Annotated in this window: 19 protein-coding genes; 12 read left to right on the forward strand and 7 right to left on the reverse strand. The window is 28.8% G+C overall.

All coding sequences use genetic code 11. The features are described 5' to 3' along the window. From thiD to bcp, 7 genes are all read left to right on the forward strand, one after another. Complete coding sequence (gene thiD / locus M6G78_RS00405) at positions 1-780, forward strand: bifunctional hydroxymethylpyrimidine kinase/phosphomethylpyrimidine kinase (RefSeq protein WP_253229249.1); 780 nt, start codon at positions 1-3, stop codon at positions 778-780. 170 nt (positions 781-950) lie between these two features. Further along, positions 951-1,445: a co-chaperone YbbN gene (locus M6G78_RS00410; protein ID WP_253229250.1), complete on the forward strand. Its 495-nt coding sequence runs from the start codon at positions 951-953 to the stop codon at positions 1,443-1,445. A 1-nt stretch (position 1,446) separates the two neighbouring features. After that, the gene (locus M6G78_RS00415) at positions 1,447-2,136 is read left to right on the forward strand and encodes a cytochrome c biogenesis protein CcdA (RefSeq protein WP_253229251.1); all 690 of its coding nucleotides are present in this window, start codon (positions 1,447-1,449) and stop codon (positions 2,134-2,136) included. Between the two features lie 229 nt (positions 2,137-2,365). Continuing rightward, positions 2,366-2,737: a CidA/LrgA family protein gene (locus M6G78_RS00420; protein WP_253229252.1), complete on the forward strand. Its 372-nt coding sequence runs from the start codon at positions 2,366-2,368 to the stop codon at positions 2,735-2,737. Then, on the forward strand, positions 2,724-3,413 hold the full coding sequence (locus M6G78_RS00425) for an LrgB family protein (protein ID WP_253229253.1): 690 nt from the start codon (positions 2,724-2,726) through the stop codon (positions 3,411-3,413). Before M6G78_RS00420 ends, M6G78_RS00425 begins: the two co-directional genes overlap by 14 nt. A 13-nt stretch (positions 3,414-3,426) precedes the next feature. Further along, positions 3,427-4,167, forward strand: a complete 741-nt coding sequence (yaaA, locus tag M6G78_RS00430; protein WP_138269486.1) for a peroxide stress protein YaaA — start codon at positions 3,427-3,429, stop codon at positions 4,165-4,167. A gap of 12 nt (positions 4,168-4,179) precedes the next feature. After that, entirely contained in the window at positions 4,180-4,641 is a 462-nt protein-coding gene (gene bcp / locus M6G78_RS00435; protein WP_138269485.1) for a thioredoxin-dependent thiol peroxidase, read from the forward strand. 23 nt (positions 4,642-4,664) lie between these two features. Here the strand turns inward: bcp and M6G78_RS00440 are convergent, their stop codons facing one another. Continuing rightward, positions 4,665-5,411, reverse strand: a complete 747-nt coding sequence (locus tag M6G78_RS00440; RefSeq protein ID WP_253229254.1) for a MerR family transcriptional regulator — start codon at positions 5,409-5,411, stop codon at positions 4,665-4,667. 110 nt (positions 5,412-5,521) lie between these two features. Between M6G78_RS00440 and M6G78_RS00445 the strand changes: the two genes are divergently transcribed. The 5 genes from M6G78_RS00445 to M6G78_RS00465 all read left to right on the forward strand — a co-directional run bounded on the left by M6G78_RS00445 (position 5,522) and on the right by M6G78_RS00465 (position 9,296). After that, the gene (locus M6G78_RS00445; RefSeq protein WP_253229255.1) at positions 5,522-6,850 is read left to right on the forward strand and encodes an MATE family efflux transporter; all 1,329 of its coding nucleotides are present in this window, start codon (positions 5,522-5,524) and stop codon (positions 6,848-6,850) included. A gap of 79 nt (positions 6,851-6,929) precedes the next feature. Next, the gene (locus tag M6G78_RS00450) at positions 6,930-7,409 is read left to right on the forward strand and encodes a YbaK/EbsC family protein (RefSeq protein WP_138269531.1); all 480 of its coding nucleotides are present in this window, start codon (positions 6,930-6,932) and stop codon (positions 7,407-7,409) included. A 2-nt stretch (positions 7,410-7,411) separates the two neighbouring features. After that, complete coding sequence (locus M6G78_RS00455) at positions 7,412-7,912, forward strand: GNAT family N-acetyltransferase (RefSeq protein ID WP_253229256.1); 501 nt, start codon at positions 7,412-7,414, stop codon at positions 7,910-7,912. A gap of 132 nt (positions 7,913-8,044) precedes the next feature. Next, the gene (locus M6G78_RS00460; protein ID WP_253229257.1) at positions 8,045-8,320 is read left to right on the forward strand and encodes a hypothetical protein; all 276 of its coding nucleotides are present in this window, start codon (positions 8,045-8,047) and stop codon (positions 8,318-8,320) included. A gap of 91 nt (positions 8,321-8,411) precedes the next feature. Further along, positions 8,412-9,296 (forward strand): radical SAM protein, encoded by an 885-nt coding sequence (locus tag M6G78_RS00465; RefSeq protein WP_253229258.1) that lies wholly within the window; start codon positions 8,412-8,414, stop codon positions 9,294-9,296. Here the strand turns inward: M6G78_RS00465 and M6G78_RS00470 are convergent, their stop codons facing one another. The 6 genes from M6G78_RS00470 to M6G78_RS00495 form a co-directional block, all read right to left on the reverse strand. Continuing rightward, positions 9,297-9,479: a hypothetical protein gene (locus M6G78_RS00470; protein WP_253229259.1), complete on the reverse strand. Its 183-nt coding sequence runs from the start codon at positions 9,477-9,479 to the stop codon at positions 9,297-9,299. A 27-nt stretch (positions 9,480-9,506) separates the two neighbouring features. Further along, positions 9,507-11,027, reverse strand: a complete 1,521-nt coding sequence (locus M6G78_RS00475) for a phospholipase D-like domain-containing protein (RefSeq protein WP_253229260.1) — start codon at positions 11,025-11,027, stop codon at positions 9,507-9,509. A 40-nt stretch (positions 11,028-11,067) separates the two neighbouring features. Next, positions 11,068-11,649: a glycerol-3-phosphate responsive antiterminator gene (locus M6G78_RS00480; protein ID WP_253229261.1), complete on the reverse strand. Its 582-nt coding sequence runs from the start codon at positions 11,647-11,649 to the stop codon at positions 11,068-11,070. 118 nt (positions 11,650-11,767) lie between these two features. Then, positions 11,768-12,121: a DUF1667 domain-containing protein gene (locus tag M6G78_RS00485; RefSeq protein ID WP_138269537.1), complete on the reverse strand. Its 354-nt coding sequence runs from the start codon at positions 12,119-12,121 to the stop codon at positions 11,768-11,770. Beyond that, positions 12,121-13,377 carry an NAD(P)/FAD-dependent oxidoreductase gene (locus tag M6G78_RS00490; RefSeq protein WP_253229262.1) on the reverse strand — a complete coding sequence of 419 codons (1,257 nt, stop codon included), beginning with the start codon at positions 13,375-13,377 and terminating at the stop codon, positions 12,121-12,123. Before M6G78_RS00490 ends, M6G78_RS00485 begins: the two co-directional genes overlap by 1 nt. Before the next feature lies 1 nt (position 13,378). After that, a complete protein-coding gene (locus M6G78_RS00495; RefSeq protein ID WP_253229263.1) occupies positions 13,379-14,830 on the reverse strand; it encodes an NAD(P)/FAD-dependent oxidoreductase in 1,452 nt (483 codons plus the stop codon). Positions 14,831-14,967 lie beyond the last annotated feature (137 nt).

Raw genomic sequence — 14,967 nt, forward strand, 5'->3', positions numbered from 1 at the left:
ATGAAAAAGGTTTTAACAATAGCTGGTTCTGATTCAAGCGGAGGAGCCGGAATACAAGCCGATATAAAAACAATAACAGCTCATAAACTTTATGCGATGAGTGCAATAACGGCTCTAACAGCACAAAACACAACAGGAGTTTACGGTGTTTTAGATGCAGATGCAGACTTTGTAAAAAATCAAATTGATTGCATTTTTACTGATATAAGACCTGATGCGGTAAAAATTGGTATGGTTTCAAACAGCGATATAATCAATGCCATAGCAGATAAACTAATTGAGTATAAAGCAGAAAATATTGTTGTTGATCCTGTAATGGTTGCAACAAGCGGAAGTAAGCTTATAAGTGATGAAGCAAAAGATACTTTAATAAACAGACTTCTTCCACTTGGAACAATAATCACTCCTAATATTCCCGAAGCTGAAGTTTTATCGGGTATGAGTATAAAAAGTGATGAAGACATGATTAATGCAGCAAAAGAAATATCTAAAAACATTGACAGTGCAATTCTTATAAAAGGCGGTCATTATGATAAAAACGCAAATGATCTTTTATATGATAATGGAGAAATTTTCTGGTTTAAGGGAGATAGAGTAGATACTAATAATACTCACGGAACAGGCTGTACTCTTTCTTCTGCAATTGCTTGTAATCTTGCAATGGGCTATTCTAAAGAAGAAAGCATTAAAAATGCAAAAAATTATATAACAGGAGCCCTAAAGGCAGGGTTAGATCTTGGAAGGGGAAGTGGACCTTTAAATCATATGTATAATTTATAAAATAGAAACCTGTAAATATTTATATTTGCAGGTTTTTTATTATTTTAAGCATATAATTTATGTGGAGGAAATAATGTAAATTAAAATAATTCTAAAAAAGTTGTTTGTTATGGTTAACAAAATACAAATTATATGATAAACTATATAAACTAAATGAAAGGAGATGGAATATGAATAAAAAAGTCTTAAGAGTAATAGTCCCGATTTTAATTGTTTTAGTAATCGGTGGAATATATATATTTAAAAATATTGAAGAAAGCAAAAAGGTAGATGATAACATAAATATAACAAGTCTTAATATGGATGAACTTAAAAAACAAAATCTTCCAATCATTCTAAATTTTTCAAGTTCAACATGTCCTCCATGCAGAGAAATGGAACCTACAATACATAATCTTGCAAAAGAGTATCAAGGAAAAATTATCATTAAAACAATTAATATAGATGCTAATGTCAGCGGTATAGAAGATTTTCCAATAAGAGTTACACCGACTATTTTCTTCTTTGATAAAAACGGCAAACCTTATTCACCAACACAAACTCCAACAGTAGAGCTTGTAAAGTATACATCTAAAGATACTAATGAACATTTATTTACCGCAAGAGAGGGAATATTAAGCGAAGAAGAATTCAGAGCAATATTTAAAGATTTGGGAGTAGAATAATATGAATCAACTAATAGAAAGTTTATCAAACATAATAGCTTCAAGCTCTGCTTTTGCTCCATTATTTGCTTTTTTGGCAGGAATATTGGTTTCATTTACTCCATGTTCCTTATCCTCAATACCTTTGATAGTAGGTTATGTAGGGTTAAACAGCAAAAAAGAAACGAAAAACCTATTTTTATTAAGCGTTGTATTTGCTCTTGGAACAGCACTTACATTTACGCTTTTTGGTGTAGTTTCAGCACTGATAGGAAACATACTTTCTCTTTCAGGTAAATGGTTTTATATTTTTCTTGGAATAATAATGGTTTTAATGGCTCTTCAAACATTGGAACTTTATAATTTTATACCCTCAACAAACTTGGTTGCAAAAAACGGTAAAACGGGATATATAGGAGCATTTATATGCGGTATACTTGCAGGTGTTTTTTCTTCTCCCTGTTCAACTCCCGCTTTGGTTGTTATTTTAAGTTTTGTTGCATCAAAGGGAAGTTTATTAATGGGAATAATAATGTTATTTTGTTATTCTGTGGGACACGGTATATTAACAGTTCTTGTAGGTACCGGCATTGGATTTACAAAAAATTTGAACAAAAGTGAAAAATATGCAAAAGTACAGTTTGTAGTAAAAATCCTACTTTCAATTTTAATGCTTCTCATAGCTTTCTATATGTTTTATTTAGGCTTTTAAAGACACGTTATGTGTCTTTTTTATTTAAAATATTTGTAAAATTAAAGTAAATACTTTATGCTTTTTAACAATAATTAAGTTAAATTTTATATAATAGAAAGGCAAATTATATAAGATTAAAGACAGCAAAAAAAATATTAAAAGTTTTGTTTTGGAATGTAAAAAACTTTAAAAATTTTCATATTTAATATATAATTAATTTTCAAAATACATTTTAGAAAGGCATAATATGAAATATTTTTATCAATTTTTAATCATTTGTTTAATAACTTTTGTAAGTGAGCTGTTAAATTATATAATACCGCTTCCGATTCCAAGCAGTATATACGGTCTTGTAATAATGCTGATACTTCTAAAATCAAATATACTTAAATTAAGTTATATAAAAGACGTTGGCGGTTTTTTACTGGATACAATGCCTATAATGTTCGTTCCTATAGGAGTAGAAATAGTTACGTTATTTACGGTTTTAAAGGAATTTTTGTTTCCTATGACAATAATCGTTTTTGTAACTACAATTATTGTTATGGTTGTAACGGCGCATGTTTCACAATTTGTAATAAATAAAGATAAGGAGAATGTGAATAATGGAAATAATTAAAAATTCTCTTTATTTTGCGGTTTTAATAACAATACTTGGGTATTTTTTAGGGGATATAATAAGAAAAAAAACAAAGTTAAATGTTTTTAATCCTATACTTATTGGCATTATTTTTGTAAGTATTATATTAAGTGTTTTTAAAATTGACTATGATGTTTATTATGAGGGCGCAAAATATATAAGCTACTTCCTAACCCCTGCGACAATATGTCTTGCAATACCTTTATACGAAGAATTTGAAACACTTAAACACAATTTTGAAGCAATTATAATAGGGATAACTGCAGGAGTACTCTCAAGTCTTGGAAGTATTTTATTGTTTTCATACTTATTTGCTTTGACTCATGAGCAATATGTTACTCTTCTTCCAAAGTCAATTACTACGGCAATAGGAATGACTGTAAGTGAACAATTCGGAGGAATTGCTTCAATAACGGTTGCCGTAATAATAATAACCGGAATACTTGGGAATTTAATGGGAGAATATATCCTAAAAATATTTAAGATTAAGCACCCTATATCTAAAGGGCTTGCAATAGGAACAGCTGCTCATGCGGTAGGAACAGCCAAGGCTCTTGAAATGGGAGAAGTCGAAGGTGCTATGAGCGGACTTTCCGTAGCCGTATCGGGACTTATAACTGTGGTTCTTGCGGGAGCATTCGTAAATTTTTTATAAAAGAGGTTTAACATTGAAAGTAATAATTTCACCTGCAAAGAAAATGAAAATTGCATATGATGAAAAAAAGGAAATTACAACTCCTGTATTTTTTAATAAGGCAAAACAGCTTGCAAAAATAATAAAGAAGTTTTCGCCTATGGAAATAGAAAGTATTATGAAAGTAAATCCAAAAATAGCAATGGAAACTTTTGTTTACTATAATGATTTCTTTGATTTTAAGCATGAAATACCTGCAATATTATCTTATAACGGTCTTCAATATACACATATAAAAGCAGAAGAATTTAAGGAAGAAGATTATGAGTTTGTAAACTCTACCATTAGGGTAATAAGCGGTTTATACGGCATATTAAAACCTTATGACGGTATTTGTCCCTATAGACTTGAAATGCAGTGTAAACTTGATATAGACGGTAAAAATTTATATAAATTCTGGGCAGACAGTATTTATAAGGAATTATATAAGGATAATGAAGAAGTAATCAATCTTGCCTCAAAGGAATATTCAAAAGTTATTACGCCATATTTAAAAGATGAAGATAAATTTATCACAGTTGATTTTAAGAGTTTTCATAAAGGGAAAATTAGGACTATTGCAACTGAAGCTAAAATGCTAAGAGGGGAAATGGTAAGGTATATAGTTGATAAAAAGATAAATAATAGTGATAAATTAAAAGAATTTTGTTATAATGGATATAGTTTCAGTGAAGAATATTCAAATGAAAATAATTTTGTTTTCTTCAAAATTTAAGGAGGGAATATTATGTTAGAACAAGGTATAAAAGCACCTGATTTTACACTTAACGATAAAGACGGAAAAGAAGTAAGTTTATCTGATTTTTTAGGAAAGAAAGTTGTTCTTTATTTCTATCCAAGGGATAATACTCCTGGATGTACAAAACAAGCCTGTGGATTTAGAGACAACTATGATAAATACAAAGATAACGACATTGTTGTAATCGGAATAAGCAAAGACAGTGAAAAGTCTCATTCTAATTTTATAAATAAACATGATTTACCTTTTATTCTTCTTTCAGACCCTGAACTTAAAGCAATTCAGTCTTATGATGTGTGGAAAGAAAAGAATATGTACGGTAAAAAAAGCATGGGTGTAGTAAGAACTACTTATATTATCGATGAACAAGGAAATATAGAAAAAGTTTATGGTAAAGTTAAAGCTGCAACAAATGCTGAAGATGTTCTTATGGATCTTGGCATAATGTAAAAAAGGACTGTCAGGTCCTTTTTTTATTTTATTTCCATATATGTTTCATAGTAATCGTACTTTTTACCCTCGAAATCCGTCATTAAATACTTTGCAATCATTTTACCTGTTTTATAGCCCATATCAGTTAAGTTTTTAATATGAAAATCTAAATTTGTATTTAGGTTATAATAATCTTGTTTTAAGATAAATTTTACATATTTCTTGTTTTTGTCTTCTTTTTCCTGCCAAAGAATTTTATCTTCTTTGTTTATACTATTTAATATAAAACCGTATTTCATTTCTTCGTTCTTTTCTTTATAAAATACAAAGTTTTCGGGAGAGTTTATATATTTTGAAAGAATTTTTTTGTTATTTATATCAAAGTTTACGATATATTTTATATTTTCTATTTTATCTGCTTTTTGATAAGGGTTATTTATAAGTTCATAATAAATTTGTATTTGATTAATTCTTTTTTCGATTAATGTTTTTGTATATTTTAGTTCGTTAATATTTTTATCTATGTTTTCTTTGTTTTTGATTAAAACTTTTTCTATTTCATTAACATTTTGATTTTCCATTTTTTTTATTTCTTTTATAGAAATATTTAGTTTTCTGTATAAAGCTATGTCGAGGATTTCAAATATTGATGAAACATCAAACTCCCTATAATCATTTTCTTTATTTCTTTTTAAGTTTATCAGCCCTTCGCTTTCCCAGTATCTTAGAGTTGATCTTGGTATATTTAGAATTTTGGAAATCAGCCCTATATTATATTTGTTTTCCATTTTATTACCTCAAAATTAATTTTATCTATATTATATATATTTTACTCTTGACATTCAAGTTACTTGAAGGTTTATAATGTTCAAAGTGAAATTATAAGGAGGAATGAATAATGAATAATAATATAGCAAAAGAATTTAATCTTATATCTTTAATTAAGTTTAGTTTTCCCACTATTATTATGATGCTGTTCATGTCTCTTTACACAATAGTTGACGGAGTATTTATATCAAGAATAGTAGGGGTTAACGGACTAAGTGCAATTAACATAATAGAACCTCTTTTAAATTTATTTTTCGGGGTTGGAATTATGTTCGGTACCGGAGGAAGTGCCATAATAGCAAAAAAGATAGGGCAGAAAAAAGACGAAGAAGCAAATGGAGATTTATCTCTTATTGTAATTACAATTATTGTAATAAGCATGATAATGTCTATATTTTCTGTATTATTTTTAGATAAAATAATAAATTTTTTAGGTGCAAGTGAAATATTATTTGGATATTGCCATGATTATTTGAGCATAAATTTAAGATTTGCTCCACTTTTAATGCTTCAACTTGTATTTAGCAGCCTTTTTGTAACTGCCGGAAAGCCAAACTTAGGACTATTTTTTACTGTTCTTGCAGGAATAACAAACATAATACTTGATTATGTATTTATGGTTCCTTTAAATATGGGAATAAAAGGTGCTGCATGGGGAACGGTTATAGGATATATGATTCCTGCAACATCGGGATTAATATTTTTTATAATAAACAAAAAAGGACTTCATTTTTCAAAAATAGACAAAAACCCTAAAGTAATAACTGAAGCTATGTTTAACGGTGCATCGGAAATGGTTGGACATATTTCAATGTGTATTACAAACTGGATGTTTAATATATCATTAATGAAAATGCTTGGAGAAAACGGAGTTGCCGCAATATCACTGCTTCTCTATGCGCAGTTCTTGTTTAATTCAATGTATATGGGATTTTCAAGCGGGGTTGCTCCGATATTTAGTTATAACTTTGGAAGCGAAAACAAAAAACAGCTTCAAAAAGCCTTTAAAAACAGTATTAGAATAATTTTGGTATCTGTAATATGTATATTTATTCTATCATTGTTATTTTCATCTAAGGTTGTAACTATATTTATACCTGTAAACAGCGAAGTTTATACAATAGCAACAAGAGCATACTTGTTATTCTCTATAACATTCTTGTTTTCAGGATTTAACATTTTTGCCTCTGCAATGTTTACGGCTCTTTCAAACGGTAAGGTTTCAGCGATAATATCATTTATGAGAACATTCGTTTTTATATCAGGTGCAATTATGCTTCTTCCTTTGTTTATGGGAGTTGACGGAATGTGGCTTGCAATACCGACAGCAGAGATACTTGCATTAATGGTTTCTTTGTTCTTCATAATTAAAGAAAAAAACAGATATAATTATATTTAATATTTAAAGGGATAGAAATTAATCTATCCCTTTTTATTTGTGATATAATATTAAAATAGTTTATATTTTGGAGGAAAGTATGGCAATAGATTTAGTAAAAGAATATTTTGATAAATTTAATATGAAAGATAAAGTCATGGAGTTTGAAACTTCAAGCGCAACAGTAGAGCTTGCTGCAAAAGCACTTGGAACAACAGGAGCAAGAATTGCAAAAACTCTTTCTTTTTATGATAAAAATGAAGAAGAAGGAGGATGTATTCTTGTTGTTGCTGCAGGAGATGCTAAAATTGACAATAAAAAATTTAAAACAAGATTTTCACAAAAGGCAAAGATGTTATCTATGGAAGACGTTGAAAAATATACAAATCATAAAATAGGAGGTGTATGTCCTTTTGCAAACCCTGAAAAAGTAAAAACATATCTTGATGAATCTCTAAAAAGATTTGATACGGTATTTCCTGCTTGTGGAAGTTCTAATTCAGCAATAGAACTTAATATGGAAGATTTGTTTAAATATTCAAATGCTTTAGATTGGGTTGATGTTTGCAAGGACTGGTAATAATGGATTTTAAAATTGAACAATGGGATTTAAAATATGTAGATGATGTGGTAAAATACGCAAATAATAAACGTATTGCCGATAATTTAAGAGATATTTTTCCTTATCCTTATACAAAGGAAAATGCTGAATTTTTCATAAAAGACTGTATTAATAATGATATTAACAATATATTAAAAGCCATAACGGTAAACGGAAAAGCAGTGGGAAGCATATCCGTTATAAAACTAAATGATGTAAATAGAAAAACTGCAGAAATAGGATACTGGATAGGGGAAGAATTCCAAAATAAAGGAATAATGAAAAAAGCTGTAAAAATGGTTATGAAAGAAGCTTTTGAAAGAATGGATATAATAAGAATAGAAGCAGAAATATTTGAAACAAACATTCCATCAAAAAAAGTTCTAGAAAATAACGGCTTTAAATTAGAAGGCAGAAAAGAAAAAAGCATATTTAAAAATGGTAAAATAATGGATAGCTTGATGTATTCCATCGTAAAATAATCAGATTTGTTTTTTATAGAGTAAAATAAAAGAAAATTAAAAGATATTTCATTTTGAAATGTCTTTTTTTAGATATTGTTAATATATGTTTAGTTATTGTTAATAGTATTGTTTTTTTTATGATGATATAATATGAAAAATTATGATAAAAAAAGGGAAAAAATGAAATTAAAAAATATTATAAATATTATATTATTAATACTCATGATTATTTTTGGCGTTTTTAATATTTTCGAAATAATTATGCCTCAAAATTTAAGTTTGCTTTTAATGCAATTTTTCTTTTTTACTTTAGTTTTAGTTAAAAGTTTCGAATTTAAAAACAAAGGAGATAAAAAAGGATTTTTCTTTTTTTTATCTATTTCAATAATATGTTTAACGTTAAACTTTATAAGTATTGTTACTTAAAATAAATTAAATTTATTTTAAATTTATTATTGTAAAACCATTTTTTTACCGTTATAATATATACGAACAAAAGTTCTGTATGGTGATTCAAATGAAAATAAACGAAATTAAATGTAAAACGGCAATAAACAAACTTTCAAAATCAAGGCTTCCGTACAGTTTGGATTTAAATATTTACAGAGGATGTTCTCATAAATGCAGTTATTGCTATGCTCTTTATTCAAATAGTTACTTAGGTTCAACTGATTTCTTTAATGATATATTTGTAAAGAAAAATATACTTGAAGTATTGGAAAAGGAGCTTAGAAAGAAAAAAGACGATAAAATCATAAATATGGGAAGTGTAACGGATTCATATCAGCCTTTGGAAGAAAAATATGGACTAATGAGAGAAGTATTAAAACTTATGATTAAATATAATCAGCCTATTACTATTTCCACAAAATCCGATTTAATTTTAAGAGATATTGATTTAATTGAAAAGCTTTCAAAGAAAACATATGTGAATATTGCTTCAACAATAACGGTAATGGACGAAAAAATAAGAAAATTAATTGAGCCTTATTCTAAAAGCAGTATTCAAAGGATTAATATGTTAAAAGAAATAGGAAAGACAAATGCAAATACTGCTATTCATATGATGCCAATTATTCCATATATTACAGATAGCATAGATAATATAGATAAAATTTTTTATTTAGGAAAACAAATAAACGTAGACTATATTTTAACTGGCTCTTTAAACTTAAGAGGGCAGACAAGAAGTTATTTTCTTAATTTTATTAGAAAAAATTTTAGTGAAGAATATAAAAAAATAGAGAAACTTTATGAAAGTTCCTCTACTTTAAATAAAGAATATTTAACAAATCTTAATAAAAAGATATATTTTATAAGAAAGAAATATAATATTAGTTCAAATTACATGAAAAAAATAAACGAACATTATAATAATATAGAACAGCTTAGACTGTTTTAATTATTTTTCTTTTATTCTAAATATGAAATAAAATATAAGTGCTATTACTCCTATTCCAAGAAATGTTGATTTAACCGTTTCAAATAAATCCGGAAGAGTTATAAACTTTTGTAATATTCCTATAACAAGTTCAAGTAAAATAAATATAAAAGCCGTATTTATTGCAATTTTGCTTTTTTGCATATTTTCTTCCTTTCCAAATAAGTTTCTTTATAGTTGACATTTGAATACATTTAAAACATATTGAATTATTTTTGTTTTCTTTGAGCGATGAAGCCATTCATCATAAGTAATTTCATCGCAGTCTTTCATAATATCATCAATCTGTGTTTTTATATCTTTAATGAAAGGTTTGTCTGTTATAAAAACTCCGTTTTCATATTGAATATAAAAACTTCTGAAATTCATGTTTATTGTGCTTATTATTCCCGCAAAATCATTTAAAATAATTTTACTATGCAAATATCCTTTATTGTATTCGTAAATTCTTACACCGTTTTTTAAAAGTCTTCCAAAGTTAAATTCACTTAAATATTTGTTTGTTTTCTTATCGAAATGTTTTGGTGTAACAATTCTTATATCTACACCGCTTTTACCGCATAAACAAAGTACGTCTATCATTTCATCGTCCAAATTTAAGCACGGTGTGGTTATATATAAAGTATCTTTTGCTGTATTTATAAGATATTTATACATATCTTCCGCAAATTGAACATAATTTGAAGGTCCGTCTGCAAAAGGCTGGCATATTACATCATTTCTTATATCATGACTTGGTCTGTATTTTTCTATATCACTTATTTTATGGTCAGTTGTATTCCACATTCCTATAAATACTAATGTAAAACTCCAAGTTGCATCTCCTGTAATTTTAAGAGAACAGTCTTTATAGCTTTCATGTAAGATGTTGTTCCAATTATTATCTTTTATGTCGATTCCGCCTGTATAAGATATGTTTCCGTCAATTATAATTATCTTTTGGTGAAGTCTATAATTATAATATTGTTTTGATGCATTTTTGTGTATTGCATTAAATATGGTAACTTCTATACCTTGTTCTTCAAGACGTTTTTTTACGTTTGCGGGGATTTTTAAAATAGACCCTACATCATCATACATAATCTTTACTTCAACGCCTTCACTTGCTTTTTGTTTTAAAATATTAAATATTTTATCAAACAAGTCACCTTTTGAAAGAGTAAAAACGCTTATAAAGATAAACTTCCCGGCATTTTTTATATCTTTAACTATATTTTCAAAGGTTTCTTCACCTGAATAATAAAAGTCAAGTGAATTGTTTTTATAAGGAGGGAAGGAGTAGTTTGTAAGATATGAAGATAAGCGTTGTGAATCATCATCTTCTATTTCACTTAAAACCTTTCCGTCCATATTTTGATAAGAATTTACCTTATCTATTTCATCCTGCATTTTAGTATGTTTTCTTATATGTGAATGAGATTTTCCCCATAAATCATACATAATATGTCCAACAATTGGAAGAAGCAGAACTATACCAATCCATAACATTTTATATGCGGAGTTTCTTTCATCGGCCATTAAATGAATTAAAACCAAAATACTAAATATTTCAATTATTACATAGGCAAAAACAGCATGTTTTTTTAATAAATACGTAAAAATAAACATACAAAAAATTTGAATAATAAATAATAATATTATAAAAAATATTCTTAAAAAAGTATGAACACGACCTAAATGTTTTTCTTTCATAAAACTACCTTTCAATATAAAAAGTCCGATATAAAATATTTTAATATCGGACTTTATTTTTTTTAATTAATTTATCACTTGAAGAAGATACTGCAATTGCACCGCTTTTTATACAGTCGATAACTTCTTCTTTATATTCTATTAAACCACCCGATATTATAGGTATATTAACTTTTTCTTTTATTTTTCTTATTGCTTTTGGAGCAATCCCCGGTAATATTTCAACAACATCCGGTTTTACTTCTTTTATAAGTTTTGAACAAGATGAAATTGTAGGGGAGTCAATAACAAAAACTCTAAGTATGCTTATTAAGTTAAGTGATTTTGCTTTATTTATTATTGATTTTTTTGTTGTAAGTATTCCATCGGGTTTTGTAAGTTTATAAATGTATTCCAGTGCCAAAGGTGAAGATGAAAAGCCCGGTATTAAATCAACATGTATAAAAACAAGTTTTCCGGCTTTCTTTATTTTTCTTACTTGTTCTATTAAATGATTCATGTCTATATGGATTATAAATACTGCTTCTGCTTTGCTTTTTATGGCTCTGTCAACTTCTTCTTCTGTTCTAACAGATGCAATAATAGGATTTCTCTTTAGTGCTTCAAAAAAATTATTGTTCATATGTACATTATCCTCCAAATTCCTGATATATTATATCATTAAGAACAAAAAAAATAAACCCAATATAACTTTAAATTATATCGGGTTTTTAATGGATTTTACATTTTATTATTATTTATTAATTATCTCTTGTTACAACAAGGTCAACACCGGTACCGCAGATATCTTTTTTAGCAATATCTCCGATTTTAACAGGGGATTTTAAAGTAATACTGTTTATTTCGTCCATTACTTCAAATATTTTTGCTTTTGGAACAGTTCCGTTTGTTCTTACGCTTGTTACAGCGTCTTTCCCTCCTTCAACTTTTACTGTTGAAGTTATAACTCTTTTAGGTTCTACAACTTCTTCTCTTGCGTATTTATCACCTCTTGGACAGAAGTTGCCTTCTACTGAAAATACTTCTTTTCCTTCGTATTCAACTGTTAAACTACAACCTCTTGGACAGCATATACAAGTTAATTCTCTTTTCATTATTCTGCCTCCTCAATTTCAAATGTAAGTTCGCCTTTTTGGTCTTTGATTAAATCTTTTTTAATTGTTATGTTAATCATTTCACCAGGTAAGAATTTAAGCTCTTTCTTTCTGTATATTTCTTCACCGTTTAGTTTTACAACAACAAATCCTGTTGGAACAACCCTGTTTACTCTCATAAACATTGATACATCTTCATCTAAGTTTGTTGTTGAAATATTTTGAGGAATAGTGTAAGAGATAGGAAGAACTGCTTTTGTTTTTAAGTCTTCTTTTACTGTATCGCCGTTTTTAATATAGTCGGCTGCACCTTTTCCTGCAATAAATCCTTCTGTTGAAACGAAGTCAACCATATCATGAACTTGTAAAACATTACCACAGGCAAATACACCAGGGATACTTGTTTGTCTGTTTTGAGATACGAATGGTCCTCTTACTTTAGGGTCAATTTCAATTCCTGCCATGTTAGAAAGTTCATTTTCAGGAATTAAACCAACTGATAATAGAAGTGTATCACAAGGAATTGTTTCTTCTGTTCCAGGAATTGGTTGTCTGTTTTCGTCAACTTTTGCAACTACAACAGCTTCTAATCTTTCGTTTCCTTTAATATCTACAACAGTATGAGCAAGTTTCAAAGGAATGTTAAAGTCATCAAGACATTGAACGATGTTTCTTTGTAGTCCGTTAGAGTAAGGCATTAACTCAAGAACACATTTTACTTTTGCACCTTCTAATGTCATTCTTCTTGCCATAATTAATCCGATATCACCTGAACCTAAGATAACAACTTCTTTACCAACCATATAACCTTCCATGTTGATAAATCTTTGAGCTGTACCGGCAGTCATAACACCGCTTGGTCTTGCTCCAGGAGTGTTTAAGGCTCCTCTTGTTCTTTCTCTGCATCCTGTTGCAAGAATAACAGCTGTAGGTTTTATTGTTTGATATCCCATTTCTTTATTAAGAAAATGAATTGTTTTGTCTTCTTCAAGTTTTATAACCATAGTGTCAAGCATTACATCAACACCAAGTTCTTCAACTGTTTTTATATCTCTTCCCGCATATTCCGGACCTGCTAATTCTTCTTTGAATCTGTGAAGTCCGAAACCGTTATGTATACATTGGTTTAAGATACCGCCAAGTCTTACGTCCCTTTCAAGAATAAGTATATCTTTAACTCCGTTTTCTTTTGCGGCAATCGCACTGCTTAGTCCCGCAGGACCTCCGCCAATAATAACTAAATCGTAATTTTTCATATTAGTTTTTGCCTCCCTTTCCAAGCTTTCCTGTTAGGATATAAGACTCTTTACCTTTTTTAGTAACATCTTCGTAGTTCATTCCGTATTCTCTCTTAATGATTTCCATTACTCTTGGAGAACAGAACCCACCTTGACATCTTCCCATGCCGGCTCTCATTCTTCTCTTAACACCATCAAGAGTTGTTACTTTAATACCTCTGTGTAATACATCAACGATTTGACCTTCTGTAATTGTTTCGCATCTACAAATTACTCTTGCAAATCTTGGGTCTTTTTTAATTAATTCGTTTATTTCATCTTGTGACATTTTTGCCATGTCAACATATCCTCTTCTGTTAGGATTAAAGTCTTTGTTTTCTTCTAAACTTAGTCCTGCTTCTTTTAATATATCAACAAGCATTTCTGCTATTGCATAAGAAACAGTAAATCCAGGAGACTGAATTGCTGCGGCATTGATAAAGCCTTTTGTTGAGCTTTCTTCGATTATGAAGTCTTGAGAGTCTGTTACGGCTCTTAGCCCTGCAAATTGTGTAATAACTTTGCTTTTATCAAGTTTATTTATAAGGAATCTATCTGTTTGTTTCCAAACATCATCTAAAGTTTTTGCGTCTGTTGAAACATCTTCTTTATCATCAACATATTCTGCATTTGGTCCTACAAGTACGTTTCCGTCATGTGATCTTGTAAGAGCAATACCTTTTGAATGAGCTTTTGGAGTAGGGAATATAACCGGGTGAACTTTACTAGATTCACATGAATCAAGTAACATATATTCGCCTTTTCTTGGTGTGATTTTAAAGTTTGTTTCACAAATCATGCTTGAAATTTTATCTGCATAAACACCTGCTGCGTTAATAACGTATTTTGCTTTGTATTCATTATCTTTTGTTTTTACTGTAAATACATTATTTTCTTTTGTTATGTCAGTTACTTCTTCGTTTAAGAAGAATTCTACACCGTTATCAATAGCATTTTCAGCTAATGCAACACAGTATTGGAATGGCATTGCAATACCTGCTGTTTTACAGTATAGGGCAGCTTTAACTTCGTTTGAAATATTAGGTTCTATTTCATGAATTCTGTCAATATCGATTATTTCTGTTTCTACACCGTTTTTATTTCCGTTTTCTTGAAGCTTTTTAAGTGTTTCAATATCTTCATCATCAAAAGCTAAAACAAGTGAACCGCATCTTGTATGACCAAAGTGAAGTTCATTATCAAGAATTGTAAAAAGTTCGTTTCCTCTTTTTGATAATTTAGCTTTAAGTGTTCCGTATGTAGCGTCATAACCACCGTGAATCATGCCGGAATTTGCTTTTGATGTCCCACAAGAAACATCTTCTCTTTTTTCAAGTACTGCTATGTCTAAATTGTACTTAGAAAGTTCTCTTGCTGCTGAACAGCCTACAACACCTGCACCGATAACCAGTACATCATAAATTTCTTTCATTACTTCCTCCTTATAAATACAAAAAAACAACATAAAACACCTACGAATATAAGTGTAATATGTTGCGGTTTCTCTATCATTCTCTTCCGCTATTTAATTGTACATTTTTTATTTTTGTATATTATATATCTTTTCGT

Origin of the sequence: Anaerofustis sp. NSJ-163 (assembly GCF_024135845.1) — a bacterium.
In the GTDB taxonomy this organism is placed as follows: domain Bacteria; phylum Bacillota; class Clostridia; order Eubacteriales; family Anaerofustaceae; genus Anaerofustis; species Anaerofustis butyriciformans.

What these genes read in the sequence shown, in the direction of transcription:
- thiD (WP_253229249.1), top strand. Translation starts at nt 1, where the DNA reads ATGAAAAAGGTTTTAACAATAGCTGGTTCTGATTCAAGCGGAGGAGCC.
- M6G78_RS00410 (WP_253229250.1), top strand. Translation starts at nt 951, where the DNA reads ATGAATAAAAAAGTCTTAAGAGTAATAGTCCCGATTTTAATTGTTTTA.
- M6G78_RS00415 (WP_253229251.1), top strand. Translation starts at nt 1,447, where the DNA reads ATGAATCAACTAATAGAAAGTTTATCAAACATAATAGCTTCAAGCTCT.
- M6G78_RS00420 (WP_253229252.1), top strand. Translation starts at nt 2,366, where the DNA reads ATGAAATATTTTTATCAATTTTTAATCATTTGTTTAATAACTTTTGTA.
- M6G78_RS00425 (WP_253229253.1), top strand. Translation starts at nt 2,724, where the DNA reads ATGGAAATAATTAAAAATTCTCTTTATTTTGCGGTTTTAATAACAATA.
- bcp (WP_138269485.1), top strand. Translation starts at nt 4,180, where the DNA reads ATGTTAGAACAAGGTATAAAAGCACCTGATTTTACACTTAACGATAAA.
- M6G78_RS00440 (WP_253229254.1), bottom strand. Translation starts at nt 5,411, where the DNA reads ATGGAAAACAAATATAATATAGGGCTGATTTCCAAAATTCTAAATATA.
- M6G78_RS00445 (WP_253229255.1), top strand. Translation starts at nt 5,522, where the DNA reads ATGAATAATAATATAGCAAAAGAATTTAATCTTATATCTTTAATTAAG.
- M6G78_RS00450 (WP_138269531.1), top strand. Translation starts at nt 6,930, where the DNA reads ATGGCAATAGATTTAGTAAAAGAATATTTTGATAAATTTAATATGAAA.
- M6G78_RS00455 (WP_253229256.1), top strand. Translation starts at nt 7,412, where the DNA reads ATGGATTTTAAAATTGAACAATGGGATTTAAAATATGTAGATGATGTG.
- M6G78_RS00460 (WP_253229257.1), top strand. Translation starts at nt 8,045, where the DNA reads ATGAAAAATTATGATAAAAAAAGGGAAAAAATGAAATTAAAAAATATT.
- M6G78_RS00465 (WP_253229258.1), top strand. Translation starts at nt 8,412, where the DNA reads ATGAAAATAAACGAAATTAAATGTAAAACGGCAATAAACAAACTTTCA.
- M6G78_RS00470 (WP_253229259.1), bottom strand. Translation starts at nt 9,479, where the DNA reads ATGCAAAAAAGCAAAATTGCAATAAATACGGCTTTTATATTTATTTTA.
- M6G78_RS00475 (WP_253229260.1), bottom strand. Translation starts at nt 11,027, where the DNA reads ATGAAAGAAAAACATTTAGGTCGTGTTCATACTTTTTTAAGAATATTT.
- M6G78_RS00480 (WP_253229261.1), bottom strand. Translation starts at nt 11,649, where the DNA reads ATGAACAATAATTTTTTTGAAGCACTAAAGAGAAATCCTATTATTGCA.
- M6G78_RS00485 (WP_138269537.1), bottom strand. Translation starts at nt 12,121, where the DNA reads ATGAAAAGAGAATTAACTTGTATATGCTGTCCAAGAGGTTGTAGTTTA.
- M6G78_RS00490 (WP_253229262.1), bottom strand. Translation starts at nt 13,377, where the DNA reads ATGAAAAATTACGATTTAGTTATTATTGGCGGAGGTCCTGCGGGACTA.
- M6G78_RS00495 (WP_253229263.1), bottom strand. Translation starts at nt 14,830, where the DNA reads ATGAAAGAAATTTATGATGTACTGGTTATCGGTGCAGGTGTTGTAGGC.